Raw genomic sequence first — 26,936 nt, 5'->3', positions numbered from 1 at the left:
CTACCCGGATCGATGCCCGTGACCGCCCACCCCCGGTGGCGGCGTCCGAGGTCACGAGGAACCCGGGGCCTCATAACCGCGCAGGGCTTCGACCTTCGCCGCCGACGAGCTCGCCGGGTCGAATTCGTGATCGAGCCATTCGTGGGTGAGTTTGCGGGCCAGCTCCAGCCCGATCACCCGTTCGCCGAAGCAGAGGATCTGGGCGTTGTTCGACAGCACCGACCGCTCGACCGAGTAGCTGTCGTGCGCGGTGACGGCGCGGATGCCGGGCACCTTGTTGGCACTGATCGCCACCCCCAGCCCGGTGCCGCACACCAGTAACGCCCGGTCGGCCTCCCCGGCGGCCACCCGCCGCGCGGCATCCACCGCGACGTGCGGATAGGCGGTGTGCTCACCGTCGACGACGCCGACGTCGATGACCTCGGCGACCCGCTCGTCGGCCTCGAGATCGGCCTTGAGTGCTTCCTTGTAGTCATAGCCGGCGTCGTCGGCGCCGACCACGATCCGTATCCCGGTCATCGGTGGTCTCCTTTCGCACCGGTACCGACCCCGACGCCGGTCGGGGTCATGCTCGCCGCGACGGTGCTCAGACACATCGCCAGCGAGGTCGCGCCCGCGTCGGGGGTCCCGATGCTGCGCTCGGCCAGCGGTCGCGCCCGTCCGACATTGGGTCGCAGATCGGCGGTGTCGGCCGCGGCGGCGGTGGCGACCTGCGCTGCAGCACGCCAGGCCTGCGGCCAGGGCTCCCCATCCCGTACCCGGCGATCGAGGTCGTCGGTGAAGGGGTGCAGCGCGTCGAGCATCGTCTTGTCACCCGGTGCCGCCTTGCCCAGCCGCACGATCGCGTCGTAACCGTCGCGTACGCCGGCGACCACGGTCGCCCCGTCGGGCCGGCCGCGATCGCCGATCCGCGCGCCGACGGCGCCGAGCAGCGCGCCCCACAGCACCCCGGAGGTGCCGCCGGCTCGTGCCGCCCACTGCGAGCCGGCCGCACGCAACACCGTGCCGGCGCCGGCGTCGGCGAGCACCTCGGCCATCGACGCCAGCGCGCGCGCCACCGCGCGGCCGACCGATCGGGCGTCGTCGTCGGCACGCGCGGCCGCCTCGGTGAGGTCGTCACCGGCGGCCTCGTCGTGTACCGAGCGAGGAGTACCGGCGTCGGTGTGCGCCGCACCCTTGCGGTATGCCGGCGTGTCGGCCGGTGCGCGCCAATATCTTTCGAGTTCGTCGTCGAGCCACATGAGGGTCAGCGAGCAGCCGGCCATGTCCAGGCTCGTCACCAGTTCGCCGACCTCGGGCTCGACGACGGTCAGTCCGCGCTCGCGCAGCAGCGCCGAGACCGTGCCCCACACGACGAACAGCTCCTCGTATTTGGTGCGGCCGAGCCCGTTGAGGATCACCGCGACCCGGTCGCCGGCGCCCGCGGGCGCGTGCGCGCAGACGCCGTCGACGAGGGTGCGGGCGAGCTCGGCGGCGCTCGGCAACGGCTCGTCGGACACTCCGGGCTCCCCGTGGATGCCGAGCCCGATGCCCATGGTGCCGTCGGGCACGGTGAACAGCGGTTCGTCGGCGCCGGGCATGGTGCATCCGCCGAAGGCAACACCGAGCGTGCGGGTCGCCGTGTTCGCGGCGTCGGCGACGCGCACCACCCCGGCCATGTCGAGGCCGTCGGTGGCTGCCGCACCCGCGCACTTGAACACGGTGAAGTCGCCGGCGATCCCCCGACGGCGGTCCTCTTGTCCGTCGGGGGCGCTCGCCACGTCGTCGGTCACCGCGAAGTAGTGGGCGTCGATGCCCTCGGCGCGCAATTGCTCGACGGCCAGACCGAAGTTCATGACGTCGCCCGCATAGTTGCCGGTGATCAGCAGCACTCCGGCGTCGCCGTGTGCGGCGCGGGCGACCGAGGCCGCCTCGTCGGCCGACGGGGAGGTGAAGATGTTGCCGACGACGGCACCGTCGGCGAAACCGGTGCCGACGACCCCGCAGAACGCCGGGTAGTGACCCGAGCCGCCGCCGACGACGACGGCCACCTTCCCGGCGGGTGTCGTGGTGGCGCGCACGACGCCGCCGAGCACGCCCATCACCTGCTCGGCGTTGGCGTCGAGGAATCCGGCCAGCATGTCCTCGGTGAAGCGGGCGGGATCGTTGTAGAGGGTGGTCATCGCAGTCGTGCTCCGGTCTCGGTGTCGAAGAGGTACACGCGTTCGGCGGGTGCGGTGATCCGCACCCGATCCGACGTCGCGTAGGTGTCGGCGGCGGGGGTGACCACCACGAAGCCCTCCTCGATCCCGCTCACCGTGGTTGTCGTCATCCCGAACTCCAACAGATGCTCGAAGTAGGCGACCTCGGCGGCGATTCCGGTCTCGACACCGTCTCCGGTGTCCGTACCGGGCCCGGGGTGGAGGACGCAGTCCTGTGGGCGCACCCCGACGGTCACCGCGGTGCCGTCGGCCACGGAGGTCACCTCGGTTGCCAGAGAACCTGCACGCGTACCGATCTCGACGCGGACCCGCCCGTCGCGGACACGGGCCGTACCCGGCAGCACGTTGATCTGCGGTTCGCCGACGAACTGCGCGACGAAGAGGTTGGCCGGGTCGTCGAAGACCTCGTCGGGGGTACCGAACTGCTGGACGATCCCGGCGTCCATCACCGCGAGACGGTCGGCCAGCGACAGCGCCTCGACCTGGTCGTGGGTGACCACGATCGTGGTGTAGCCGAATTCCCGTTGCAGAACCTTCAATTCGCGGCGGACCCGGTTGCGGGCGGAGGCGTCGAGGTGGCTCAGCGGCTCGTCGAGCAACAACACCGGCGGATTGCGGACCAGGGCACGGGCCAGCGCCACGCGCTGCTTCTGCCCGCTGGACAAACCGGCCGGGCGCAGCGAGAGCAGGTCCTCCATGTCGAGGCGCCGTGCGATCGACTCGACCATCTGCTCGGCTCCGGAAACCTTGCGGGCCTTGAGTCCGTAGAGGAGGTTCTCCTTGATCGACAACGGCGGATACAGCGCGTAACTCTCGAAACCCACACCGATCCCGCGTTTGGCGGCCGGCAGATCGGAGATCTCCCGCTCGCCGATCCTGATCGAACCGCTGGTCACCGTCTCCAGGCCGGCGATCATCCGCAGCGTCGTGGTCTTGCCGCAGCCGGACGGGCCGAGCAGCGCCACCAGCTCGCCCGGTTCGATCACCAGGTCGATGCCCTTGACCGCGGTGAACTCCCGACGCCCGCGCGCGGCATAGGTTTTCACCAACGCGCTCAGGGTCAGGCTCTGCGCCGTCTGCCCGGCGTCGGCCGATGATGAGGTCTTGGCGGTGCGGGTGAAACTCATCGGGCCACCTCCACGGTGTCGGATCGATCGGTGGACAGTCGGGCGGTGTCGCCGTCGCCCGCGGCAAAGAAGTGCAGATCGTGGTGCGCCACCGACATTCGCGCATCGGAGCCCTCGCCGACGCCGTATCGGCCGGTGGTCAGGGCGATCACCTGTTCACCGGCGACCGTGAGCGTCAATTCGATGTTGCGGCCGAGTCGCTCGGCGAGCTGCACATGACCGCGCATCTCCACGTCCACCGCGGGATCGATCTCCGAGCCGCGAATGTGGATGTCGCACGGCCGGATTCCGACGCGAAGTCGGTCGCCGCGATCGGCGTCGAGACCTGCCGGTACGGGCACCCGCAGGCTGCCGTCGCCGAGTACCACCGCGCCGTCGTCGATGACGCCGTCGAGCAGGTTCATCTCCGGCTGGCCGAGGGATCGGGCGACGAAGGTGTCGGCCGGACGGTGCCAGATCTGCGCGGGGGTGCCGATCTGGATCAACGCACCCGCTCGCATCACGCCGATGCGGTCACCGAGTGCCAACGCCTCCTGGTAATCGTGGGTCACATAGATCGTGGTCGTATCCGACACCGCGCCCAACTGCTTGAGTTCGGCACGCATCGCGGCCCGCAGCTTGGCGTCGAGGTGGCTCAGCGGTTCGTCGAGGAGGTAGACGTCGGCCGGCCGTACCAGGACCCGGCCCAGCGCCACGCGCTGGCGCTGTCCGTTGGACAGTTCGCGTGGGAAGCGGTCCAGTAGATGGTTGATACCCAGCGTGGTGGTGACCTGCTCGATCCTCGTGGCGCGTTCGGCACTCGAATAACGGCCGGTACGACCGGATTTCAACGGGGAGGCGAGGTTGTCGGTCACCGTCTTCTGCGGGTACAGGGCGTAACTCTCGAAGGCCATCGCCACATTGCGGTGGTAGGGCTCCACGCGCGTCATGTCGGTTCCGCCGATGTGCACCGACCCGGCGTCGACGTCGACGAGGCCGGCGATCGACTTGAGCGTCGTGGTCTTGCCGGCACCACTGGGGCCGAGGATGACGAAGAACTCACCGTTGTCGATGCTCACCGAGAGGTCGTCGACGGCGGTCACCGGGCCGAATCGTTTGGTGATCCCGGTCAGATCGAGTGTGGCCATCAGGCTTTCACCGCCCCGAACGACAGGCCGCGGACCAGGTAGCGCTGGATCGTCAAGGCCAGCACCAACGGCGGTAGTGCGGCGATGATGGCCGCGGCCGCGGTGAGGTTGTAATAGGCCTGACCGCCACCGCCGAGGAACTTGGTGATCGCGACGGTCACGGTGCTCGCGCTGCTGTCGGCGAGGATCAACGGGAAGATGTAGTTGTTCCAGGCGAAGATGAACGCCAGCAACGCCGCTGCCGCGATCCCGGGACGCACGATCGGCAGGGCGACCATCACGAAGGCCCGGCGGCGGGTGTAGCCGTCGAGGAGTGCGGCCTGCTCGAGATCCTCGGGCAGGTCCTGGAAGTAGGACCGCAGAATCCACACCACGAGCGGCATCGTCACCAGTTGCAGCACCCAGATCATGCCGACCTTGGTGTCGAAGAGCCCGATCTGGTTGTAGATGACGAACAGTGGCACGATCACCATGAGTTCGGGGGCGAATCGGAACGAGAGCATCTGGAACATCAGGTCGTTGCTGCCGCGGTACTGCCAGCGTCCCGCCGCGTAGGCGGCCGGGATGCCGATGACCAGCGAGACGATCACCGCACCACCGCAATTGATGAGGCTCGTCAGCAACGAGGCCTTGAAGTCGACACTGGTCAGTTCGGTGCCCCGGCTCGACAGGACGGTACCGAAGTTCTCCCACGTCGGACTGAACCGGAAGAACGTGGTGGTCTGCTGCGAGTCGTTCTTCAACGCCAGCAGGAACATCCACACGATCGGGAACAACGAGAAGATGAACCAGACGATGACGGTGAGATCGGCCGCCACCGACGACAGGGTGAATCGTTTACGGCCCGGAAGCAATTCGTTCGGGGCCAGAGAGGGAAGCTTGAGTTTCGGCATGATCAGGACTCCGCTCCGGCAGCACGACGCTGCGCCTTGCCGAGCACACCGACGAGGATGCGCGCGGTGATGAACACGATGATCCAGAGCAGCAGCATGTAGGTGCTGCCGCGCGAGTAGTCGAGGTTGATGATCGAGTCCTCGAAGGCCCCGATCTGCAGGGTGCGGGTGGCCACCCCGGGCCCGCCCGCGGTCAGCACGTAGATGTGGTCGAACACCTTGAGGTTGTCCATGAACCGGAAGATGACCGCGACCAGGATGTAGGGCCAGATCATCGGCAGCATCAGTTTGCGGAACATGTAGAACCAACTCGCGCCGTCGACCTCGGACGCCTCGAACGGCTCCTTGGGCAACGAGCGGATGCCGGCGAGGACCAGGATCGCGACAAGCGGCGTGAAGATCCACAGGTCGACCAGGATCACCGACCACAGGGCGTGCTGACTGGAGAGCCAGTCGAAGGTGTTGCCCAGCCCGAGTACGTGATTGAGCACGCCGGACTGTGGGTTGAACATCAGCTTCCAGATCACGCCCGCGATCACCGGGGCGATCATCAGCGGCAGGATCAACACCTTCTCGAAGATCCGCCCGATGATGCTGGAGCGGTTGAGCAGCAACGCCAGTCCCACACCGAGAACGGTTTCGACCGCGGTGGCCACGACGGCGAAGATCGCGGTGACCGAGACGCTCTTCCAGAACACCTGGTCGCCGAGCACCGAGGCGAAGTTGCGGAAACCCACGAACTGCGGATGCGGGTTCACCGCCGCGTAATTGAGGAATGCGTAGTAGGCGCCGACGACGAACGGATACAGGATGCCGATGACGATGACCAGCGCCGGCAGCGACAGCAGATACGGGCGGAGTCTACGGCGCCAGACCGGGACCTGCGGGAGTGCGCGTCGCGGGGCGCCGACCGGCTCGTCGGGTCGGGTGGCCGACGCCTTGGGCGTCTGAGTGATCATGACATTCCCCTACAGGTTGACCTTGGACGTACTTGTCTTGGCAAGGCTGTGCAGCCGGGCGGCCGCGTCGCCGCCGCCGTAGATGTCCTGCAGCGCCACAGCCCAATTGGTGGTGGTGTCGAAGAACTTCTTCTGCGGTGTGAACTGGATCCTCGACGACCCGATCACCTTCTCGAAGGTGTCGAGGTAGCCGGGCTGATCGGCCGCGACCTTCTTGAACGTGGTGTCGAAGACCGATTGCCGGACCGGGTCGGCGTAGATCCCGCCCTGCACGGCCTTGTTCATCGACTCCTTGCCGGTGGCCCACTGGATGAACAACCACGCCGGGAGCTTGTTGGTGGAGTGGGCGTTCATCGCCCAGCTCCAGGTCCACAGGTTGGTCTTGTAGTTGCCGTCGGGGCCGGCCGGGCCCGGATACCACCCGAGATTGCCGGCCTGCGCGCTGGCGCCCGGCTTGTTCTTCGGGTATGTCGCCGAGTCGGCGTCGTAGACCATCATCGCCGTCCCGTCGCCGAGATCACCGGTGGCATTGGGATAGTCGTAGGTGGTCCACGACGTCGGTCCGGCCTTGTGCTGCATCTCGATCCACTTCGTGGTGAAGTCGATGGCCTGGGTGCTGTCCATCTCGGCGATGAGCTGCTGCCCGTCGAAGCGGTAGTCAACCGCCCCCTCGCGGGTGTACTGGGTCATGAAACCCGGGTGGATGGTGGCCCAGGACTTCGATCCGCGGGTGGCGATGCCGTACCGGTTCTGCGAGCGGTCGGTGAGGTCGACGGCGAGTTGGATGAAGTCGTCGAACCGATCCGGCAAGCGGATTCCGCGCTTGTCGAAGTAGGCCTTGTTGTAGGCGACGACGTTGTTCTCGAATCCCCAGGGGATCGCCCATTGCCCGCCGGTCCCCAACGGGGAACCGGTGCGGAAATCCCAGCGGGTCGAGTTACGCAATCCGTCGAAGATGTCCTCGAAGTCGTAGTCGGCGTCGGTGGCTGCCGAATTCTGTAGCCACGGACCGAGATCCTCGATCCATCCGGGCGGTCCGTACTGCCAGATGAAGTACGCGCCGAGCATGAAGGCGTCGTGTTTGCCGGTGCCGCCTGCCAATTCGGTGTTCAGCTTGGTGAAGTAGTCGGCCTCGGGCACGAGATCGACGTTGACGTTGATCCCGGTGAGTTGGGTGAACTCCTTCAGCAACGGCTGATACGACTGCTGATACGGGTGCGGTGTCTGCAGGATGTTGATCGTCGCCCCGGATGCCTTGCGCCAGTCGAACGAGCCCGCCACCTCCGAGGCCCCGTTGGGCACCTCACCGCCGCCGCCGATGCCGCAGGCGCCAAGCACGGGTACCGCGGCTGCGGCGGCGCCGGCGACGCCCATGGCGCGCAGGAAGTTTCGGCGTGACAGGTCCGGACCGCCGAGGTTTCGCTTCCTCATCACGATTTGTCGTTCCCTTCGTGGGTTCTCACGTGCTGGGTCATGCCGGCGCTCACGCGGGGATCAGCGAGACCTTCACCGACTCCGTGCCGTTGGCGACGAGGTCGAGTCCTGTCTGAAAGTCCTGCAGCGGAAGCTGATGGGTGCAGATCTGGTCCATCGGCAGCACCCCGGACTCGATCATCCGGATGGCGGCGGGCCAGCAGTAGGGCCCCAGGTGTGCTCCGAGGACGTCGAGTTCCTTGTCGTCGCTGATGATGCTCCAGTCGACGGACACATCGCTGCCGAAGACGCCGTACTCGACGTAGCGGCCCAGTTTGCGCAGCAGGTTCAGTCCTTGTGGAACCGCCGACGGGTGACCGGTCGCCTCGAGGTAGACGTCGGCGCCGTAGCCGTTGGTCAGTCCCCGAATCCGTTCGGCGACATCGGTCTCGGCGATGTTGAGGGTGATGTCGGCGCCGCACCGCGCGGCCAGGTCCAGCTTCTCCGGCGCCATGTCGAGGGCGATGACGTGCTTGGGGCTCTTCGCGCAGGCACCGGCGATCATACCCAGACCGATGGGCCCGCAGCCTGCCACCACGACGGTGTCGGCGAAGGTGATCTGCGCCCGCTCGACCGCGTGCAGCGAGCACGAGAGTGGCTCGGTGAACGCGGCATGCGCCGGCGGGATGTCGGGCGACACCTTGTGCACCAATGCTTCTGCGGGGTAGACCATGTAGCTCGCCATGGCTCCGGGGGTACGGCGTTTGAATCCGTAGAGATCATGCGGCGCGCACATGTGGTACTGACCGCGCTTGCAGTACAAGCATTCCCAGCACGGCACGATCTGCTCGGAGACCACCCGATCACCGACGTCGATTCCCCATCGCTGCGCTGCTGTGTCGTCGAGTTCGACGACGCGCCCAACGAATTCGTGTCCGGGGATCACCATCGTCTCCGCCCAGGCCGGACGGTTCTCGTCACCCCAGAACTTGGCCGCCCCGTGATAACACTTGAGGTCGCTGGCGCAGATGCCGACCGCCTCGACCCTGATCAACGCCTCACCGGGACCCGGCCGCGGGACCGCGACCTCCTCGAGCCGATAGTCCTGCGGGCCGTGGCACACCACGGCCTGCATCTTCTCCGGAATCTGTTCGGGCATTCGTCCTCCTCGTCCGCGCGGTCCGGCACAGCCCGCCGCGTCGTCGTCCTGGGTCCGCCACAAGCCCCGGCTTGTGTGGTTGGAGTCACATTAGCCAGACGTGATGTCATTTGTCCAGAACGAATGTTCAGAGAATCTGCTGCGGTGAGCATCTGTTCAATGCCATACTCTTCACGTGGCCCGCTCTGCTCCCGCCCCGACCGGCTCCCAGGACGCCGACACCGGGCACTTCTCACCTGCACTGTTGTATGCGGCGGCCAAGCTGTACTACACCGAGGACGCGACGCAGGCCGAGGTGGCCGCGCAACTGGGGACCAGTCGCGCGACCGTCAGCAGACTTCTCGCCGAGGCCAAGCGCCGCGGGATCGTCCGCATCGAGGTGGTGGCGCCACAGGACGCCGACGACCACGATCTCGCCGACCGGGTCGCCCGCATCCTCGGGCTGACCGCGGTACACCTGAGTCCCCCGCTTCCGAACCCCGGACCCGGACGTACCGCAGTCGACGTCATGGGCGGCGCGCTCGCACCGGTCGTCGGACGAGCACTCGCCGGCGCCGGACTCCTGCCCGGCGACGTGCTGCTCGTGTCATCCGGCCGCACCGTCTACGAGGTCGCCCAATTCGACCTCACCGCATTGCCGGGTGTGCTCGTGGTCCCCACCGTGGGCGGTAACGATCAGCCCGAATCGTGGTATCAGACCAACGAGATCACCCGACTGGTCTCCGACCGCACCGGGGCACGCCCCAATTACCTTTTCGCACCGGCACTTCCGGGCCCCGACCTCTACCACTCGTTGCAGCGGGATCCGAGTATCGAGCGGGTCATCGGGCTCTGGTCGACCGCGCGGTGCGCGTTGATGGGCGTCGGCGCCCCGCCCCTGTTGCGCACCGACATCCCCCAGTTCGTCCCGACGTCGTCGGAAGCCCTGCGCAACGCCGTGGGCGACGTGTGCTCTCGGTTCTACGACCGCAGAGGCGAATCGGTGGAGTTCGACGGCTCCGACCGGCTCATGGCCGTCACCCTCGACGTGCTGCGCAACGTCCCGGTCGGCATCGCCGTGGCGATCGGCGCCGACAAGGCCGAATCGATCATCGCCGGCGCCACCGGCAGATTCTTCAATCAACTGGTGACCGATCCGGCCACCGCCCACGCGATCGTCGGTCTCACCGATCCGACCTGACCGCCCGCCCATCCACCACCGGCGGCGGCTTCGGCCGTCCCCATCTCCCACGAGGTACCCATGACGACCATGACCGCACCCGACGCCGTCGGCGATCTCCGACTCGACGGCCGCCGCGCCCTGATCACCGGTGGCGCCAAGGGTATCGGCGCCGACATCGCCGCCCGCCTGGCCGCAGCCGGTGCGAGGTTGGTGATCACCGGCCGCGATGAGACAGCGTTGGCGACGACCTCCGAGGAGTTGGCGGGACGGTTCTCGACGGAGGTCTGCGGCGTCGCCGTCGACCTGACCGATCCCCATGCACCACACGAATTGGCCGGTCGCGCCGCCGCAGCCTTCGATGGACTCGACATCCTGATCAACAATGCGGGCATCTCGTTTCCCGAGTCCGTCGTCGACGTCGACGCCGATCACTTCGACGCCACACTCACCGTCAATCTCCGCGCGCCGGCGCTGCTCGCCGCCGCCGTCGGGCGCCAGATGGTCGAGCAGGGCACCGGTGGCTCCATCGTGACGGTGGCCTCGGCGGCCGCGCTGGCCCCTCTGCCCGAGCACTATGCGTACTGCGCATCCAAGGCCGGGCTGGTGATGGCCACCAAGGTGCTGGCCCGCGAACTCGGACCCCATGGCATCCGCGCCAATTCGGTCTGCCCGACCGTCGTCTTGACCGAGATGGGGCAACGAGTGTGGGGCGAGGCGAGCAAGGCCGCGCCGATGCTCGACCGAATCCCACTGGGCCGCTTCGCCCTTCCGCACGAGGTGTCCGACGCGGTGGTGTGGTTGTGCTCGGATGCGGCAGCGATGATCAATGGCGTCGACATCCCGATCGATGGCGGTTACACCATGGGTTGATCGCCTGAACCGTCCTGATCGCTCGAATTGTCGAGGGCACTGAGGCGATGGATCTGCGGCCGGGTCGCGGGATAGAGTTCGAGCCACGTGCCGTAGAGGTCGTCGTAGAGGGGGCGCAGCCGGTCCTGCGGTTCGACGACGTGGGAGATCCTCGCCCAATCCGTTTCGGGGGCAACGAGTTCGGTACCGATCGCGGCGAGCAAGGCATCACCGTAACTGGCTCCGATGGTCTGCTCCGGGATCAGCTGGGCCCGGCCGGTGATGTCCGACATCGTCTGCACCCAGAGGGCGCTGCGGACCCCGCCGCCGACCGCGACGGTGCGCGCGGCGACGTGGGCGTCGTCGAAGCGGTCGAGGATGTGGCGGATGCCGAAGGAGATTCCCTCGTAGGCCGCGCGGAAGATGTGACCCCGGTTGTGTCGCAGTGTGATTCCTGCGAGGATGCCGCGCGCGTGGGGGTCGAAGACCGGGGTCCGCTCCCCGGCGAGGTACGGCAGCACCAGCAGCCCCTCACATCCCGGCGGCACCGCCTGCGCCTCGGCGACCAACTGATCGATCGGTACGTCACCGCAGGTCGACTGCAACCAGCTGATGAGGCTGCCCGCCGTCGACGTCCCGGCCGCCAAAGCCAGTGTGTCGGGCTCGATCCCGGCCGTCGTCCACAGCGCCGGATCACTGTGGTAGCGGTCGATGATCTGGACCAGGAACATCGTCGAGCCGTACATGAGCATCTGGTCGCCGGGCGCACGGACGCCCACCGAGAACGCCTCGGAGAAGGCGTCGACGGTACCGGCGACCACCGGCGTGCCGGCAGGGATACCGCTGGCCTGCGCACCCGCGGCGTGCACGGTGCCGATGACCTCGCTGGGCCACGCCAGTCGCGGCATCTCGAGGTGGGCGCAGATCCGCTGTGCCCAGAGCTCATTCCAGCGAAATCGTGCGGTCTCGTACAGCGGATCGCATTGACTGGCGGTGTGGTGATCGATCACGTATTCGCCGGTGAGTTTCGCGGTGATGTAGGAGTTCGATCCATACCAGCGACGAGCACCGGCGAACACGTCGGGTTCGTGCCTGCGGACCCACTCGATCTTGGGTCCGACGGCCTGGCTCGACAACACTGTGCCGCCGCGCTCAAGGATTTCCTCCGCCCCGAATTCCTCTGTGAGAAACTCGATTTCCGCACTCGCCCGGGTGTCGATGCCATAGAGGATGGCCGGACGGCAGGGGCGCAGGTCCTCGTCGGCCAACACCAGGCACGGGCCGGCGCCGCTGACGCACACCCCCGCGATGCGTGCCGCCGGCGGGCATCGCGACATCAGCGCAGCGCTGATCTCACAGACCTCGCGCCACCAGATGGCCTCCGGGTCGAACTCCGCCCAGCCCGGTCGCGGTAGCGACATCTCGTGCGTACGGGACTCGGTGGCCAGCACCGTTCCATCGGCGGTGACCAGCACCCCCTTGGAACTGCCTGTCCCCATGTCGATTCCGAGTAACAGATCCACACGCACCACCCTAACCGCAGGGGCGCGCGGTTCTCAGCGTGTTGGCGAGTCGACAACCACCGGCACCTGTGCGACCGCGACATCGTCGACCGGGGCATCGTCGACCGGGGCATCGTCGACTGGGGCATCGTCGAGCAGCGCCGTGGCCACCGCGGCGATACCCTCGCCCCGTCCGGTCATGCCGAGCCCGTCGGTGGTGGTCGCCGACACCGACACCGGAGCGCCGAGCGCGGACGAGAGCACCTGTTGCGCCTCGGCGCGGCGCGGGCCGATCTTGGGACGATTGCCGATGACCTGCACGGCACCGTTGACGACGCGCAACCCTGCCTGCGACACCAGCTCGGCGACATGGGTGAGCATCTGCACACCGGACACGCCCTCCCATTCGGGACGGCCCGTCCCGAACACGGAGCCGACATCACCGAGTCCGGCCGCCGAGAGCACCGCGTCGCACAGCGCGTGGGCGCCGACGTCACCGTCGGAGTGGCCCTCGCAGCCGGCATCGTCGGGGAAGTGCAGACCCACCATCCAGCACGGCGCGCCCGACTCGACGCGATGGGCATCGGAGCCGATACCGACCCTCATGTGACGACCTCTCCGGAGTTCAGGATCTGACGGATGACCCGCAGGTCCCAGGGGGTGGTGATCTTCATGGCCATCGGGTGGCCGTCGACGACATACACCGGGATCCCGATGCGTTCGGCCAGACCGGCGTCGTCGGTGGCCAGGCCCTCGTCGTCGGCGTGCGCGGCGACGAGCGCCTCGCGGGTGAAGCCCTGCGGGGTTTGGATCGCGCGGAGCAGATCTCGATCGACAGTCGTGGTGACCTGTGCGAGACCGGCGTCGATCTCCTCGACGTGCTTGAGCGTGTCGGCGACCGGAATCCCGGGGATCACCGCACGATGCCCGGAGCGGATCGCGTCGATGACCCGACAGAACACGCTCACCGGGGTGAGCGGACGGGCCGCATCGTGCACCAGGATGATCCCGGCGTCACCGGCCGCGGCGAGTCCGGCCCGCACCGAGGTGGAACGATGGGCGCCACCGGCGACCACACCCACCTGTGGCGGAAGAAGAAATCGTGCCCGGCCGACGAGGTCGGCAGGCACGACGACGACCACACGAGCATCGAGATCGAGAACCTGATCGACGCACCGTTCGAGGATGGTGCGCCCGTGCAGATCGACGAAAGCCTTCGGGATCGACTCACCGAGCCGTGTTCCCGAGCCTGCGGCCGGGATGATCACGCAGACCTGCGAACTCGCGTGGCCGTCCGGGGCCGACGAGATCGGCCCGGGTTGTTCGGTCACAGCAGACGACGTCTACGACGCCGCGGCGAGAACCTCGTCGAGAATGCTGGTGGCCTTCTCGTCGTCGGTGTTCTGAGCAAGCGAGAGCTCGTCGACGAGGACGCGACGAGCGCGGGTCAGCATGCGCTTCTCGCCTGCCGACAGTCCACGATCCTGTTCACGACGCCACAGGTCGCGGACGATCTCGGCGACCTTGATGATGTCGCCGGAGATGAGCTTTTCTTGGTTGGCCTTGAACCGGCGAGCCCAGTTGGTGGGCTCCTCGGTGTGCGGGGCGCGCAAAACCTGGAAAACCTGATCGAGCCCCTCCTCGCCGACGACGTCACGCACGCCGACGTACTCGAGCTTGGATGAGGGAATCTGGACGGTCATGTCACCATCGGCAACCTTGAGAACCAGGTATTCGATCTGTTCGCCCTTGATGGTCCGAATCACGATGTCTTCGACCCGAGCAGCACCGTGATGGGGATAGACAACGGTGTCGCCAACTTTGAAATTCAATGTTCCGTGCCCCTTTCGAGTATGGCCAGTCTAACACGGGCGCCCCAGACGGCCCAGACAACGGTGCAGGTCAAGGCCATGATGGCCGCCCGGCCTCGGCGTTTGGGCAGGTGAGACACCACCCCTTGGCAACCGCATCGCTTCTGCGCAACCATGGCGTCCACAGCCGCACTCGCGCCCCGTTGCGCAGATCCGCGCCGCCGATGCGCTCGCCACGACACGGGCCAATCTGGCACCCCGCCGGGATTTTGTGACGCGCGCCCACTACGCTGCGTAGTGCAGCGTTCGTTCACTGCGTTTATGCGTTCGACTACCTGGGAGGAACGGGTGTCCGTGCCAACTCGACTTCGGCGACGACCTTCGACTGCACGACGCTTGGCGTCGGTGACCGCCATCGCGGCTGCGGGAGTCGCCATTGCACTGGGCACCACCGGTTGTGGTGCGGGACAGATCGCGCAGACCTCCAACATGATGCCCGGGGTCAACGGTGGCGAGGCCACCGCGACGTGGGACAAGGTCGAGATCCGCAACCTGCAGGTGGTCTACCCGGCCGATCAGGCCGACACCGTTTTCGACAAGGGCGGGCCGTTCGAGGTGTCGTTCACCATCGCCAACAGCAGCCCGACCAAGACCTACAAGCTGACGAAGATCGCGGTGTCCCAACAGGGCGCACCGTCGTCGGCGACGGTGACCATCACCGGCGAGCCGACCATCGCGCCCGGACAGGCCGTGCGCGCGGGCAACCCGGCAAACGTTCTGCCGGACGGCTCGACCCCGAGCGCCTCCGGTGAGTCGCAGAGCAGTGCGGCCTCGACCACTGCGGAGTCCAGCAGCACGGAGTCCGGCAGCACCGCGACCAGTGCGACCACAACCAGCGCAGCCAATCCCAGCTCGGCACTGCTCGGCGAGTCGGCGATGATGGCCGAACTCGACGGCGCCGGGCACTCGGTTGCACCGGGACTGACCACCGAACTCACCTTCTACTTCCAGGTGCAGGACGACAACGGCAACTGGGTCGACGCCGGCACCATCAAGGCCGACGCCTCGGTCGACGCGACCACCCTGGAGACCCGGGTCGATCAGCCGCGCGGCGGCCAGGAGGCCGAGGGCGAAGGCGGGCACTGACGCTCGTCCCCGGCAAGAGTTCCGGGGCAAGAGTCCCCGGGGCAAGAGTTACAGACGGATTCGCGGGCCGCACCCTTTCGAGGGCGCGGCCCGCGGTCGTTTCTGCGGGTGCGCGCGGCCGTCGACGCTCACGGTCTAGACTCGGCTTCGTGCCCTCCTTGCGCCCACTGGAGTGGCCGGTGTTCCGCCAGTTGTGCACCGGCGACAGGTTCGGCCGGGGTCCGGCCGTGCAGTCGGCGCAGACCCGCGACATGGCACCGCGCACCGCCGACGCCGACAAGGTCGTGCAAAGTGTGTGCCCGTTCTGCGCTGTCGGGTGTGGGCAGAAGGTCTATGTGAAGGACGGCCGGGTCATCCAGATCGAGGGTGACCCCGACTCCCCCATCTCTCGCGGACGGTTGTGCCCCAAGGGCGCGTCGAGTGAGCAGCTGGTCAACAATCCGATGCGGCAGACCACGATTCGCTATCGGGCGCCGTATGCCACGGACTGGACCGACCTCGACCTCGACACCGCGATCGACATGATCGCCGACCGCTTCGTCGAGTCCCGTCGCCGCACCTGGCAGGACACCGACGAGCAGGGCCGGATCCTGCGTCGCACGATGGGTATCGCCTCGCTGGGCGGCGCAACCCTGGACAACGAAGAGAACTATCTGATCAAGAAGCTCTTCACCGCGGCCGGTGCCATCCAGATCGAGAACCAGGCGCGTATATGACACTCCGCCACGGTTCCCAGTCTGGGGACCTCGTTCGGACGCGGCGGCGCCACCCAGTCCTTGCAGGACATGGCCAATGCGGATTGCATCGTGCTCATCGGCGGCAACATGGCCGAGGCACACCCGGTGGGCTTCCAGTGGGTGGTCGAGGCACGCGCGAAGGGTGCACGGGTGATCCACGTCGATCCCCGCTTCACCCGCACGTCGGCCAACGCCGACAAGCACATCTCGATCCGCGTGGGGTCCGACGTCGTGCTGCTCGGTGGGCTGATCAACTACATGCTCACCCATGAGCGGTACTTCCGGGAGTACGTCGTGGCCTACACCAATGCCGCGACGCTGGTGACCGAGGATTACCGCGACACCGAGGATCTCGGCGGTCTGTTCTCCGGGTTCGATCCCGAGACCGGCACCTACGATCCGACGACGTGGGCCTACGACGATCCGTCCGACGGCAAGGTCGCCTCGCCCGACGGCCACGAGCACGGGACGTCGGCGTCGGCACGCGCCGCCGGCGATGAACACGGATCGGGTGGCCCACCCCTCGAGCACGCGCGGGTACGCCGCGATGAGTCGTTGACCCACCCGCGCAGCGTCTTTCAGATCCTCACACGCCATTTCGCTCGGTACACACCGGAAATGGTGCGCGACATGTGCGGGATCTCGATAGACGACTTCACCTATCTGGCCGAGGCGATCGCCGACAACTCCGGCCGCGACCGCACCACCTGCTTCGGCTACGCGACCGGCTGGACGCAGCACACCCTCGGGGTGCAGTTCATCCGGACCGCGGCGATCCTGCAATTGTTGATGGGCAACGTCGGTCGGCCGGGCAGCGGGATCATGGCACTGCGCGGGCACGCCAGCATCCAGGGGTCGACCGACATCCCGACGCTGTTCAACCTGTTGCCCGGCTATCTACCGATGCCCTCGGTCGGTAAGCACGACACGCTCGCCGATTACCTTGCCGCCGTGGGCTCCCCGCAGCAGAAGGGGTTCTGGGCCTACGCCGACACCTACATGATCAGCTTGCTCAAGGCCTGGTTCGGTGACAATGCGACCGCCGAGAACGACTGGGCCTATGACCTCTTGCCGCGTCTGTCCGGCCCCGCGGGGACCTATCAGACCACCGTCGACATGCTCGCCGGCAAGGTCGAGGGCTATTTCGTGCTCGGGCAGAATCCGGCGGTCGGGTCGGCCAACGGCCGCCAGCAGCGGATGGCGATGTCGAAGTTGAAGTGGCTGGTGGTCCGCGACCTCAACATGATCGAGTCGGCCACCTGGTGGCGCGACGGACCCGAGATCGCCTCCGGCGAGCTGCGCACCACCGACATCGGCACCGAGGTGTTCTTCATGCCCGCGGCCACCCACGTGGAGAAGGCCGGATCCTTCACGCAGACACAGCGAATGGTGCAGTGGCGCCACCAGGCGGTGGCGCCACCCGGGCAGGCGCAGAGCGAGTTGGACTTCTTCTACGAGCTCGGCCGCCGCATCCGGGAACGGCTGGCCGACTCGACCGACGACCGCGACCGTGCGCTGCTCGATCTGACGTGGGACTACCCGCTCGACGAGCACGGCAACCCCGAGCCGGAGGCGGTGCTCTCGGAGATCAACGGGTACTTCACCTCCGGGCCGCACGCGGGCGAGAACCTCACGTCGTACACGCAGATGACCGCCGACGGATCGACCGCGGGAGGTTGCTGGATCTACACCGGTGTGTACGCCCACGCCACCAATCAGGCGGCCCGCCGGGTACCGCAGGGCGGTGATTCGGTCAGTCAGCACGAGTGGGGCTGGGTGTGGCCCGCCGATCGGCGCATCCTCTACAACCGCGCGTCCGCCGACCCCGAGGGACGACCGTGGAGTGAGCGCAAACGCTACATCTGGTGGGATACCCAGGCCCGCAGGTGGACCGGCAACGACGTGCCCGACTTCCCGGTCGACAAGGCGCCCGATGCGCGGCCCGATCCGGACCTCGGTGGCGCCGAGGGGCTGGCCGGTGACGACCCGTTCATCATGCAATCCGACGGCAAGGCCTGGCTGTTCGCGCCGAAGGGGCTCGTTGACGGACCGCTGCCCGCACACTACGAGCCACACGAGTCGCCGGTGGCCAACGCCCTGTATCCGCAACAGCAGGCGCCGGCGCGTATCACCTTCGCGCGCAGGGACAATCTGGGTGCGCCGAGCGCCGGTGACCGGGGCGACGAGGTCTACCCGTTCGTGTTCACCACCTACCGGCTGACCGAGCATCACACGGCCGGCGGGATGAGCCGGTGGTCGCCGTTCCTGGCCGAGCTGCAACCGGAGTTGTTCTGTGAGGTGTCACCGGAATTGGCGGCCGCGCGCGGACTGGTGAACGAGGGATGGGCGACGATCATCTCGCCCCGCTCGGCGATCGAGGCGCGGGTGCTGGTGACCGATCGGATGACGCCGCTGCGCATCAACGGCCGCGAGGTGCACCAGGTGGGCCTGCCGTATCACTGGGGGCAGGGCGGCGACGCCGTCGTCACCGGCGATGCGGTGAACGACCTCCTCGGCGTCACCCTCGACCCCAATGTGCAGATCCAGGAGTCGAAGGTGGCCTCCTGCGACGTGATCGCGGGCCGGCGCCCACAAGGTCCCGCGCTGCTCGATCTCGTGCGCCGCTACCAGGAACGCGCCGGGGTCACGGTGGAGACCGACAACACACGGATCACCGACCCGGCACACGAAACGGTGTATCCCGAACCCGGCGAACCAGGGAGGTCTGACTAGATGGGCCAATTGTCCGGACCGACCGACCCGACCGCGGACGCCCACTGGGGCGATCGCGAACGGCCGCGGAAGGGCTTCTTCACCGACACCTCGATCTGTATCGGCTGCAAGGCATGTGAGGTCGCCTGCAAGGAGTGGAACGGCAATCCGCGCGACGGCGATCTCGAGTTGACCGGTATGTCCTACGACAACACCGTCGCGCTCGGCGCGAGTACCTGGCGGCACGTCGCGTTCATCGAGCAGAACCGCGAACAGATCAGTGCCGCACGCGAATCCGGTCGTGCGCTCACCGATTTGGGGATGCCCGCGCTGCCGGGTGCCAGCGGGGAGCCGACGTCGACCGACGCCCCGCAGGGGGTCGGTGATGTGCCGGGGGTCGCCGGTGTACGGGCTGATGTCAGTCCACCGGATACCCCCGAGTTCCGGTGGCTGATGTCGTCGGATGTGTGCAAGCACTGCACACACGCCGGGTGTTTGGACGTGTGCCCCACCGGCGCGTTGTTCCGCACCGAATTCGGGACGGTCGTCGTGCAACACGACGTGTGCAACGGATGCGGAACCTGTGTTGCCGGTTGCCCGTTCGGGGTCGTCGAACGCCGCTCGGACGGCACCGTCGAACCCACCACCCGCGAAGGCCAGCGCAAGGGTGAGCAGCCGCCGGTACCCAAACGTGGTGTCGCACAGAAGTGCACGCTCTGCTACGACCGTCTCGTCGATGACGAGACCCCCGCCTGCGCCAAGACCTGCCCCACCACCTCCATCAAGTTCGGCGACCACGACGACCTCGTCGACGCCGCTCACGAGCGGGTCGCGCACCTTCACGCACAGGGCATGACCGAGGCCCGGCTGTACGGGGCGAACACCAACGACGGCGTCGGCGGTACCGGGTCGGTGTTCCTACTGCTCGATGAACCCGAGGTGTACGGGCTGCCGCCGGATCCGCGGGTGTGCACCGCCGACCTGCCGAGCATGTATCGGCGTGCCGGTGTGGCCGCCGTGGGAATGCTTGCCGCCGCTGCGGTCTCGTTCCTCACCGGGCGCGGGCGGTGAGCACCTGATGACCTCCGAGTACGACGCACTGCGCCCGCCCGAGCCGCCACGACGCCGCGACCGCATCCGCAATCGGGTCGCGCGGCGACGGCGTGGCGCCGGCGGGACCGATGGGTCGCGTGAGATGTCGATGGTGCCCGACGCCGAGTTCGAGAAGCTCACCGGCGAGGGCTATTACGGCCATCCGGTGGTCAAACCACCGCCGTGGGGCGACGAGATCGCGCTGTATCTGTTCCTCGGTGGCGTTGGCGGCGGGTCGGGTGTGCTGGCTGCGGGCGCCCAACTGACCGGGCGGGAGTCGTTGCGCCGCAACGCGCGGCTGGGCGGCTTGGCGGCGGTGGGGCTGGGTGCGGTGGCGCTGGTCGCCGACCTGGGTCGGCCGGACCGGTTCTACAACATGTTGCGGACCTTCAAGGTCACCTCCCCGATGAGCGTCGGGTCGTGGATTCTCACCGCCTTCTCGGGCGGCATCGGAGTGGCTGCCGCCGCCGAGGTGGACCGGATGACCGGAGAGCGACTTCCGTTGGGGCCGTTGCGGACGGTGCTGCGTCTGGGTGAGACTCCGGCCGGTCTCGTCGGTGGCGCGTTCGGGCCGCTGCTCGCCGTCTACACCGCAGTCCTGCTGGGCGACACCGCCACTCCCACATGGAATGCGATGCACCGCGATTTGCCGTTCGTGTTCGTCAGTTCGGCGAGTCTGGCGGCGAGCGGACTGGCGATGGTCACCACGCCGGTCGCCGAGGCGGGACCGGCCCGCAGCCTCGCCGTCGTCGGCGTCGTCGGTGATGTGGCGGCGACCCGGCTCATGGAACGTCGCATGGATTCGGTTACGGCCCAACCACTTCACCACGGCCGGCCCGGTACACTCATGCGCTGGGCGGAGCGGCTCGCCGTCGTCGGCGGTATCGGCGCACTGTTCTCGAGACGGTCCCGCACTGTCTCGGCGGCCTCGGGGATGGCATTGCTGGCGGCGTCGGCGTGTACCCGCTTCGGCGTCTTCCATGCGGGCATCGAGTCGGCAAAAGACCCGCGCTACACCATCATTCCGCAGAAGCGCCGCCTGGCGGCCCGCCGCGCGGCCGGCATCACCGACGATTCGATCACCACGGGTTACTGACACCGTGGGGCAGGCTCGGCGCCGGCCACTGGCCAGTGGGGCGGTGCCGACTCGGGTACTGCGGTGAGCAGATGAACCGATTGCCACCCTGGCGTTTCGCCTCGTACATGGCCAGATCCGCGTCGCGGAGGAGATCGTGGAGATTCCACGACGCGGCGGGCGCACCGGCCACCCCGACACTGATGGTCACCGGTGGCGTCGCATGCGCGTGGACGTCACGGCAGAGGTCGGCGGCGATCCGGCATCCGTCGTCGATGTCGCCGTCCAGGACGACGACGAACTCCTCACCACCGATTCGCGCGGCGATCGTGGACCGGCCCGCGACCTCCGCCCGTGCCGCGACGTCGGCGATCCGGTTCGCGATCTGCATCAACACCAGGTCGCCGAGTTGATGACCTCGGGTGTCGTTGATCCGCTTGAACTCGTCGACGTCGATCATGATCATCGCAACCCGACCAGTGGTGCAGTGCAGACGTGGTGCGAACCGGGCCAGCCCTCGCCGATTGACCAAGCGTGTCAACGGATCATGTTGTGCGACCATGGCGTCGCTCCCCAGACGCCAGAACATGAACTGCGCCATCGGGAGCACGAACAACACGAGAGCAACCGGGGCAACGCCCTTCGACACCGCCAACGCCAGGTGCCCGGGGCCGGGCTCGTCTGCCATCCGGATGACGATGGCACACATGACGATCGCAGCGAAGACGGCATGCAGCGCGTGAACCGCCGGCGCACAGTAGAACGCCGCGAGCCCGCTGACGACAAGGAACACCGAGGTACCGGCAATTCCGAGCGCGGGATCTGGATGACTCATGCACGCCAGGGCGATGATCACGTCCGTACCCGCCACCAGCATGATGGCCTCGGTGCGTCGACGCGGCGGCAACACCCACCACCGAACCACATAGGTGGCACCGAGCACCACACCGACGGCGAGCAACGAGCGAACGACGTCGTTGTATTCACCGGCGGGACTGAACACACCCCCGGCGGCCGCGATCGTCATGATCAGCGTCCCGAGCGAGAAGCTGATCTGCTTGAGGCGCATGTGGCCGATCCGCTCCCAGAACGGCAATCCCCACTCGACCTCACCATCACCGACAAACCATGATGTGAACGTCGAAGTGGGCGCATCCAACCCGCCCATCTGGTACCCGCTTCCGCCGAAAAACCTGCGGACCGAGTGTACGACGCGCCGAGCGGGGGCACGTGGGTCCAAAGACCCTTCTCCGCGTCCGAGATCCTCGGCGACTCAGCGCACGCGGATCCCTGCGCCGGCCACGGTCTCACCGATCACCGGATACCCGGGCACCTCACCGATCAACAGAAGTCCCCCGGAGGTCTGGGCGTCGGCGAGGAACAGCAGATCGTCGTCGGTGACGGCGCCCGCGGCGTCGAGATGCGGCCGTACCCAGTCGAGGTTCCGGCGCGTGCCACCGGAGACGAATCCATCGCGTAGTGCCTCGAGTGCGCCGTCGACAGCAGGCACCGCCGACCGATCGATGACGGCGCCCATCCCCGATGCACGCGCGAGTTTGTGTAAGTGTCCGAGCAGCCCGAAACCGGTGACGTCGGTGCCTGCGCGCACCCCGGCCGCCAGCGCCGCCTGCGCGGCGGCGTCGTTGAGTTCGGTCATCGTCGCGAGCGCCGCCTCGAAGACCTCCCCGGTCTGCTTATGACGATTGTTGAGGAACCCGACGCCGATCGGTTTGGTCAGGGTGATCGGCAGTCCCGCCACCGCCGCGTCGTTGCGGATCAGCCGGGCCGGGTCCGCGGTTCCGGTCACGGCCATCCCGTACTTGGGTTCGGGATCGTCGATGCTGTGTCCGCCGATCACCGGACATCCCGCCCGGCCGGCCACATCGAGACCACCCCGCAGCACTTCCGTCAGTAACTCCATCGGCAGCGTATCCCGGGGCCAGCCAACGAGATTGATCGCCACGACGGGTCGGCCACCCATGGCGTAGATGTCCGACAACGCATTTGCGGCGGCAATGGCGCCCCACGTGAACGCGTCGTCGACGACCGGGGTGAAGAAGTCGGCGGTCGACAGCACGGCGAGATCGTCACGCACCCGAACCGCGGCGGCGTCATCGCCGTCGTCGAGACCGACCAGGATGTCCTCCCCCACCTGCCCCGTCAGCCCGGCCACCGCGACCTCCAACTCGCCCGGCGGGATCTTGCACGCGCACCCTCCGCCGTGCGCGAACCCCGTCAGCCGCAACGCCCCGATGTCATCCACCGCACTCATGCCCCGATGCTACGGCAATGGACGACGCACCTTCCCTCCCCCGATGGCTCGACCCGTTCCCTGGTGGTTGACCAACCCGCCCTCCCTGATGGTCGAGAATCCTCCCCTCCCGATGGTCGACCAACCCGTCCTCCCCGATGATCGAGAACCCGCCCCTCCCGATGGTCGAACAACCCGTCCTCCCCGATACCCGACAACCCTTCCCCCCGATTGTCGAGGTGCGAGCCGCGTGCGGCGAGCCTCGAGACCCGGCGAGACAACAAGCCTCCCAACCACATCGAAAGCAAGACAAACGAAAACCGCACCCCCTACCACACCCCACCGACAGAAAATCGGCGCCGAAACACGTTGTCCACAAGCAGAATTGATCAAACTACCCCTTGCGTCGAACACACTGGCGATGTACACTGGAGCCATCGCACCGATCAGCCACTAGGGAGGGGCCCATGATCGACACCACCACAACTCTTGACGTCAAAGATGTTGACGCCGAGGCAGTCTTCGCCGCGATCGTCAGCCAACTCAGCGACCTGCAATGGAATCCGGAGATGACCGGGCCCCAAGCCTTCGGCGCGATGAAGCAAGTCCTGTTGTTGCGGAACCTGGTTGATCACCACGCCACCACCCTCACCGGCGAACTGGACCGGCTGGGAGTGGCCGACCACAAGACCACCCGACTTCGGGAGCTGTTGATCAGCATGGGTTGCGCGCCGGCCGTCGCTTCCAGATATGTGCGGATCTCGGCCACCACCGATGTGGATCTGTTGTTGGCGCATGCCGCGGACGGGTCCATCTCGTCGGAACACAGTGATGCCATCGTCCGCGGATTGACCCACATCGACACCCGCTCCCCCGAACCCCTCGACACCGTGCAACGGTGTGAATACCTGCGGAAGCTGCTGTCGCACTACTTCGCCGGTTTCACCCCGCCGAGATCAACATTTACGCAAGACAGTTGGGTAACGAGCTGGCGGCCGAAACACCCGGTGGCTTGCCGGCCGCCGAAGACAAGTCGATCAACTCCTACACCGACCGCATCACCGACGACGGACGGTTGGAGATCTCGGCGAACCTCGACATCATCGCCGGCGAGAAAACCAGAACTCTGATGAAAACCTTGTCGGCGCCGAAACCTCAGCCCGATGGCTCCCCCGATCCGCGGACACCCGAACAGATCTGCGCCGCCGCGTTCGAGACGATCGTGGAGTTGGCGGCACAAGGTTTGGCCGACACCACGTTTTCGGCGAAACCGACCAACGGGTTGTTGTGGACGTGGTCAGCGGACAACCCCGCGCTCGGCGGCGATTTGCAGAACATGGGTGCCATCACCGAAGCCACCGCCAAGTTGTTGTCGTGTGATACCACGATCACCAAAATCATTCTCAACACCGACGGCGTACCCCTCGACGTCGGACGCCAAGAGCGCTTCTTCACGCCCGGCCAACGGAAAGCGTTGTTGGTGCGGGATCGCGGGTGCATCAAATGCGGAGCCCACGCCGGACGCTGCCAAGGACACCACCTCACCCACTGGAGCAAGGGTGGGCCCACCGACCTCGACAACGGCTGCCTACTCTGCACCAGCTGCCACGACGATGTGCACCACCACGGATGGGACATCATCATGGGATTCGACCGACACCCCTGGCTGATCCCACCCGCCAGCATCGACCCGAAACGCCGACCAGTGCCGTCCTATCACCGACGCACCATGCGACTCGACGACGCCGCAGCCTGATTCCCGCACCCGGCCCGGCCGGGACCGCATCTGTTGTTTGAGAACTCCATAGCGATAATTTCCACCCGATGGTCGAGGTGTCGTGTGACCGTGGCCCGGAATCCTTTCGGCACAAGGGGTCTCGAGGCTCGTCGCTGGCGCTCCTCGGCACCTCGACCACCGGGATGGGGCGGTTTCCTCCGATGGTCGAGGTGTGAGCCGCGTGCGGCGAGCCACGAAACCACCTGCGCCGGTGGTGGATTCGGGCCACGGTGGCCCGGAACTCCGTTAGCACAAGGGGTCTCGAGACTCGTCGCTATCGCTCCTCGGCACCTCGACCACCGGGATGGGGCGGTTTCCCCCGATGGTCGAGGTGCGAGCCGCGTGCGGCGAGCCTCGAGACCACCTGCACCGGTGCTGGATTCGTCCCCGCGATACCTCAGCGGAAGGCGAGGATGTCGTTGCCCCAGGTGTCGCGGAGGTTGTCGTCGAGCCCTTGGACCACGCGATCGTCCTCGTCGATCACCAGGGAGCGGCGATCGTCGCTGCGGTATCGGGGCCACGAGGGCGTCGGGCCCGAGTCGAGCCGGACATCGGGAACACCTTCTCGCACAAACGATCCCCAGCGACCGAGGAGCCGTTCGGCAATATGTTCACCGGTTGCCCGCCCACCCAGCTTGTAGGTGATGTCCTTGCGTCCCGCTGGAAGATTGCCCCAGGTGTAGTTGAGCTCGGTGCCGTGCGTGGCACCGAGGCGCAGTACACGGAACATCCTGGGCGCCCAGTCGAATCGGTACATGTACACCGGCGCCACCTCGGCGTGCGCATCAGCGACCCACAGCGTCGGCATCCGGAAAGCCAGGTCACGCGCAATGCCGAGCCCGGCGGCCTTGGCATTCCGCGGATACGCCGCGAGTACGGTGTGCTCATCGGGTACACGGAGTTCGGGCTGTTCGAGCGCGATCCGCTCGAACATGGTGCGGATCGTCGACAGGTCGATCGGCATCAACGGGGACTTCATGTAACGGAACAGCGCGGACTCGTCGCGGTTCGTTCCGATCAGCAACGGCACCGGGATCGATTCGCCGGCCCGGTACACGTCGATCGGGTGATGCGGAACCAGATCCCCGTCAACGGTGACCGTGAAGGCCAGGATTCCCGGATTCTCCTGTGGTACTTCGGCGAAGACCTGCATCTGCGCGTCGACGAACTGCGCCGACGACGCCGAGCGCAGATCGCCGGGAATAGCGGCGGCGATACGCTCGGAAACAATCCCCATCCGCTGCGCCGAGGCCACCGCCGTCGCCGGTGAGCTCTGGGCGATCGCCCGATGGAACAGTCCGCGAGCGGCCGGGATCGTGAGCAGCGTGGTGACGATCCCACCGCCCGCCGACTCGCCGGCCACCGTCACCTGCGCCGGGTCGCCACCGAACCCGGAGATGTTGTCGCGCACCCACGTCAACGCGGCCAGCACATCCGACAATGCGACATTGGTTTCCGCACCATCGATCACCGGCCCCATGTCGGCGAACCCGAAGGCACCGATGCGGTAGTTGATCGTGACCACCACGACGTCACGCTGCGCGGCCATCCGGGTGCCGTCGTAGAGGGGTTGACTACCGGATCCGAAAACGTAGGCCCCACCATGTACCCACACGATCACCGGTCGCGGTGAGTCGGCGCCGGCCACCGGGGCCCACACGTTGAGGAACAGACAGTCCTCGTCCATCACCGGGTCGCTACCCAGACCGATCGCCGGATTACGCGCCTGTGGACACACCGCACCGAACCGGTCGGCATCGACGACACCGGCGTGCGGAATCGCCGGACGCGCACGGCGCCAGCGATTCTCACCTACGGGTGGCGCGGCGTACCGGATGCCCTTCCACACGTGAATCCAGTGGTCACGAACACCGCGATAGGCGCCCGAGGTGGTCTCCACCACGGGAGACGAGGAGCCACCGCCGGACTGTGTGTCGCTCATG

At 67.0% G+C, this 26,936-nt stretch carries 20 protein-coding genes and 2 pseudogenes; 7 read left to right on the top strand and 15 right to left on the bottom strand.

Annotated elements, in window-relative coordinates; genetic code table 11:
• Positions 1-51: 51 nt before the first annotated feature.
• Genes AC5ZH6_RS05120 through eltD form a run of 8 tightly spaced genes read right to left on the bottom strand, consistent with a single transcriptional unit; the run spans position 52 to position 8,879 of the window.
• Positions 52-519: a ribose-5-phosphate isomerase gene (locus AC5ZH6_RS05120; protein ID WP_006372606.1), complete on the bottom strand. Its 468-nt coding sequence runs from the start codon at positions 517-519 to the stop codon at positions 52-54.
• Positions 516-2,162 (bottom strand): dihydroxyacetone kinase family protein, encoded by a 1,647-nt coding sequence (locus AC5ZH6_RS05115; protein ID WP_496168549.1) that lies wholly within the window; start codon positions 2,160-2,162, stop codon positions 516-518. The genes AC5ZH6_RS05120 and AC5ZH6_RS05115 overlap by 4 nt, the downstream gene beginning before the upstream one ends.
• Positions 2,159-3,328 (bottom strand): ABC transporter ATP-binding protein, encoded by a 1,170-nt coding sequence (locus AC5ZH6_RS05110; RefSeq protein ID WP_288337085.1) that lies wholly within the window; start codon positions 3,326-3,328, stop codon positions 2,159-2,161. Before AC5ZH6_RS05110 ends, AC5ZH6_RS05115 begins: the two co-directional genes overlap by 4 nt.
• Positions 3,325-4,455: an ABC transporter ATP-binding protein gene (locus tag AC5ZH6_RS05105; RefSeq protein ID WP_288337084.1), complete on the bottom strand. Its 1,131-nt coding sequence runs from the start codon at positions 4,453-4,455 to the stop codon at positions 3,325-3,327. The genes AC5ZH6_RS05110 and AC5ZH6_RS05105 overlap by 4 nt, the downstream gene beginning before the upstream one ends.
• The gene (locus AC5ZH6_RS05100) at positions 4,455-5,348 is read right to left on the bottom strand and encodes a carbohydrate ABC transporter permease (RefSeq protein WP_020172303.1); all 894 of its coding nucleotides are present in this window, start codon (positions 5,346-5,348) and stop codon (positions 4,455-4,457) included. The genes AC5ZH6_RS05105 and AC5ZH6_RS05100 overlap by 1 nt, the downstream gene beginning before the upstream one ends.
• Before the next feature lie 2 nt (positions 5,349-5,350).
• A complete protein-coding gene (locus tag AC5ZH6_RS05095; protein WP_288337083.1) occupies positions 5,351-6,307 on the bottom strand; it encodes a carbohydrate ABC transporter permease in 957 nt (318 codons plus the stop codon).
• Between the two features lie 9 nt (positions 6,308-6,316).
• The gene (locus AC5ZH6_RS05090) at positions 6,317-7,738 is read right to left on the bottom strand and encodes an ABC transporter substrate-binding protein (protein WP_496168547.1); all 1,422 of its coding nucleotides are present in this window, start codon (positions 7,736-7,738) and stop codon (positions 6,317-6,319) included.
• A gap of 52 nt (positions 7,739-7,790) precedes the next feature.
• A complete protein-coding gene (gene eltD, locus AC5ZH6_RS05085) occupies positions 7,791-8,879 on the bottom strand; it encodes an erythritol/L-threitol dehyrogenase (RefSeq protein WP_288337082.1) in 1,089 nt (362 codons plus the stop codon).
• Positions 8,880-9,054: 175 nt separating this feature from the next.
• On the opposite strand from eltD, the gene AC5ZH6_RS05080 reads away from it, so the two are divergent.
• Entirely contained in the window at positions 9,055-10,059 is a 1,005-nt protein-coding gene (locus AC5ZH6_RS05080; protein WP_006372598.1) for a sugar-binding transcriptional regulator, read from the top strand.
• Between the two features lie 60 nt (positions 10,060-10,119).
• The gene (locus AC5ZH6_RS05075; protein ID WP_288337081.1) at positions 10,120-10,911 is read left to right on the top strand and encodes an SDR family NAD(P)-dependent oxidoreductase; all 792 of its coding nucleotides are present in this window, start codon (positions 10,120-10,122) and stop codon (positions 10,909-10,911) included.
• On the opposite strand, the gene AC5ZH6_RS05070 is transcribed toward AC5ZH6_RS05075, so the two are convergent.
• From AC5ZH6_RS05070 to AC5ZH6_RS05055, 4 genes and pseudogenes are all read right to left on the bottom strand, one after another.
• A complete protein-coding gene (locus AC5ZH6_RS05070) occupies positions 10,896-12,413 on the bottom strand; it encodes an FGGY-family carbohydrate kinase (protein WP_288337080.1) in 1,518 nt (505 codons plus the stop codon). The two genes, AC5ZH6_RS05075 and AC5ZH6_RS05070, sit on opposite strands and share 16 nt — an antisense overlap.
• 123 nt (positions 12,414-12,536) lie before the next feature.
• A pseudogene (gene ispF / locus AC5ZH6_RS05065) lies at positions 12,537-12,998 on the bottom strand (2-C-methyl-D-erythritol 2,4-cyclodiphosphate synthase); the annotation flags it as partial.
• Positions 12,995-13,723 (bottom strand): 2-C-methyl-D-erythritol 4-phosphate cytidylyltransferase, encoded by a 729-nt coding sequence (gene ispD, locus AC5ZH6_RS05060; protein ID WP_496168545.1) that lies wholly within the window; start codon positions 13,721-13,723, stop codon positions 12,995-12,997. The gene ispD and the pseudogene ispF, both read right to left, overlap by 4 nt.
• A 12-nt stretch (positions 13,724-13,735) precedes the next feature.
• Entirely contained in the window at positions 13,736-14,224 is a 489-nt protein-coding gene (locus tag AC5ZH6_RS05055) for a CarD family transcriptional regulator (protein WP_006372593.1), read from the bottom strand.
• Positions 14,225-14,608: 384 nt separating this feature from the next.
• On the opposite strand from AC5ZH6_RS05055, the gene AC5ZH6_RS05050 reads away from it, so the two are divergent.
• From AC5ZH6_RS05050 to nrfD, 4 genes are all read left to right on the top strand, one after another.
• The gene (locus tag AC5ZH6_RS05050; RefSeq protein ID WP_043456258.1) at positions 14,609-15,349 is read left to right on the top strand and encodes a hypothetical protein; all 741 of its coding nucleotides are present in this window, start codon (positions 14,609-14,611) and stop codon (positions 15,347-15,349) included.
• Positions 15,350-15,498: 149 nt separating this feature from the next.
• Positions 15,499-18,819, top strand: a complete 3,321-nt coding sequence (fdh, locus tag AC5ZH6_RS05045) for a formate dehydrogenase (protein ID WP_288338368.1) — start codon at positions 15,499-15,501, stop codon at positions 18,817-18,819.
• The gene (locus tag AC5ZH6_RS05040; RefSeq protein WP_288338367.1) at positions 18,820-19,869 is read left to right on the top strand and encodes a 4Fe-4S dicluster domain-containing protein; all 1,050 of its coding nucleotides are present in this window, start codon (positions 18,820-18,822) and stop codon (positions 19,867-19,869) included.
• A 7-nt stretch (positions 19,870-19,876) separates the two neighbouring features.
• Positions 19,877-20,986, top strand: a complete 1,110-nt coding sequence (gene nrfD / locus AC5ZH6_RS05035) for an NrfD/PsrC family molybdoenzyme membrane anchor subunit (RefSeq protein WP_288338366.1) — start codon at positions 19,877-19,879, stop codon at positions 20,984-20,986.
• On the opposite strand, the gene AC5ZH6_RS05030 is transcribed toward nrfD, so the two are convergent.
• The gene (locus AC5ZH6_RS05030) at positions 20,970-22,133 is read right to left on the bottom strand and encodes a GGDEF domain-containing protein (protein WP_288338365.1); all 1,164 of its coding nucleotides are present in this window, start codon (positions 22,131-22,133) and stop codon (positions 20,970-20,972) included. The two genes, nrfD and AC5ZH6_RS05030, sit on opposite strands and share 17 nt — an antisense overlap.
• Positions 22,134-22,238: 105 nt before the next feature.
• Entirely contained in the window at positions 22,239-23,237 is a 999-nt protein-coding gene (selD, locus tag AC5ZH6_RS05025) for a selenide, water dikinase SelD (RefSeq protein ID WP_288338364.1), read from the bottom strand.
• A 446-nt stretch (positions 23,238-23,683) separates the two neighbouring features.
• On the opposite strand from selD, the pseudogene AC5ZH6_RS05020 reads away from it, so the two are divergent.
• Positions 23,684-24,972: pseudogene (locus tag AC5ZH6_RS05020) on the top strand (HNH endonuclease).
• Between the two features lie 418 nt (positions 24,973-25,390).
• Here AC5ZH6_RS05020 and AC5ZH6_RS05015 read toward each other — a convergent pair.
• Positions 25,391-26,935, bottom strand: a complete 1,545-nt coding sequence (locus AC5ZH6_RS05015) for a carboxylesterase/lipase family protein (protein WP_288337941.1) — start codon at positions 26,933-26,935, stop codon at positions 25,391-25,393.
• Between the last annotated feature and the right edge of the window lies 1 nt (position 26,936).

This window comes from Gordonia sp. YC-XJ4 (assembly GCF_059511865.1).
The sequence above is the reverse complement of the archived record's forward strand: the minus strand, read 5'-3'. Positions and strand labels throughout refer to the sequence as shown.

Bases quoted from the DNA above. Each gene is read 5' to 3' on its own strand.
- AC5ZH6_RS05100 (WP_020172303.1), bottom strand. From the start codon at position 5,348: ATGCCGAAACTCAAGCTTCCCTCTCTGGCCCCGAACGAATTGCTTCCG.
- AC5ZH6_RS05015 (WP_288337941.1), bottom strand. From the start codon at position 26,935: ATGAGCGACACACAGTCCGGCGGTGGCTCCTCGTCTCCCGTGGTGGAG.
- AC5ZH6_RS05075 (WP_288337081.1), top strand. From the start codon at position 10,120: ATGACGACCATGACCGCACCCGACGCCGTCGGCGATCTCCGACTCGAC.
- AC5ZH6_RS05040 (WP_288338367.1), top strand. From the start codon at position 18,820: ATGGGCCAATTGTCCGGACCGACCGACCCGACCGCGGACGCCCACTGG.
- AC5ZH6_RS05090 (WP_496168547.1), bottom strand. From the start codon at position 7,738: ATGAGGAAGCGAAACCTCGGCGGTCCGGACCTGTCACGCCGAAACTTC.
- AC5ZH6_RS05030 (WP_288338365.1), bottom strand. From the start codon at position 22,133: ATGGGCGGGTTGGATGCGCCCACTTCGACGTTCACATCATGGTTTGTC.
- nrfD (WP_288338366.1), top strand. From the start codon at position 19,877: ATGACCTCCGAGTACGACGCACTGCGCCCGCCCGAGCCGCCACGACGC.
- AC5ZH6_RS05095 (WP_288337083.1), bottom strand. From the start codon at position 6,307: ATGATCACTCAGACGCCCAAGGCGTCGGCCACCCGACCCGACGAGCCG.
- eltD (WP_288337082.1), bottom strand. From the start codon at position 8,879: ATGCCCGAACAGATTCCGGAGAAGATGCAGGCCGTGGTGTGCCACGGC.
- AC5ZH6_RS05115 (WP_496168549.1), bottom strand. From the start codon at position 2,162: ATGACCACCCTCTACAACGATCCCGCCCGCTTCACCGAGGACATGCTG.
- selD (WP_288338364.1), bottom strand. From the start codon at position 23,237: ATGAGTGCGGTGGATGACATCGGGGCGTTGCGGCTGACGGGGTTCGCG.
- AC5ZH6_RS05105 (WP_288337084.1), bottom strand. From the start codon at position 4,455: ATGGCCACACTCGATCTGACCGGGATCACCAAACGATTCGGCCCGGTG.
- AC5ZH6_RS05120 (WP_006372606.1), bottom strand. From the start codon at position 519: ATGACCGGGATACGGATCGTGGTCGGCGCCGACGACGCCGGCTATGAC.
- AC5ZH6_RS05110 (WP_288337085.1), bottom strand. From the start codon at position 3,328: ATGAGTTTCACCCGCACCGCCAAGACCTCATCATCGGCCGACGCCGGG.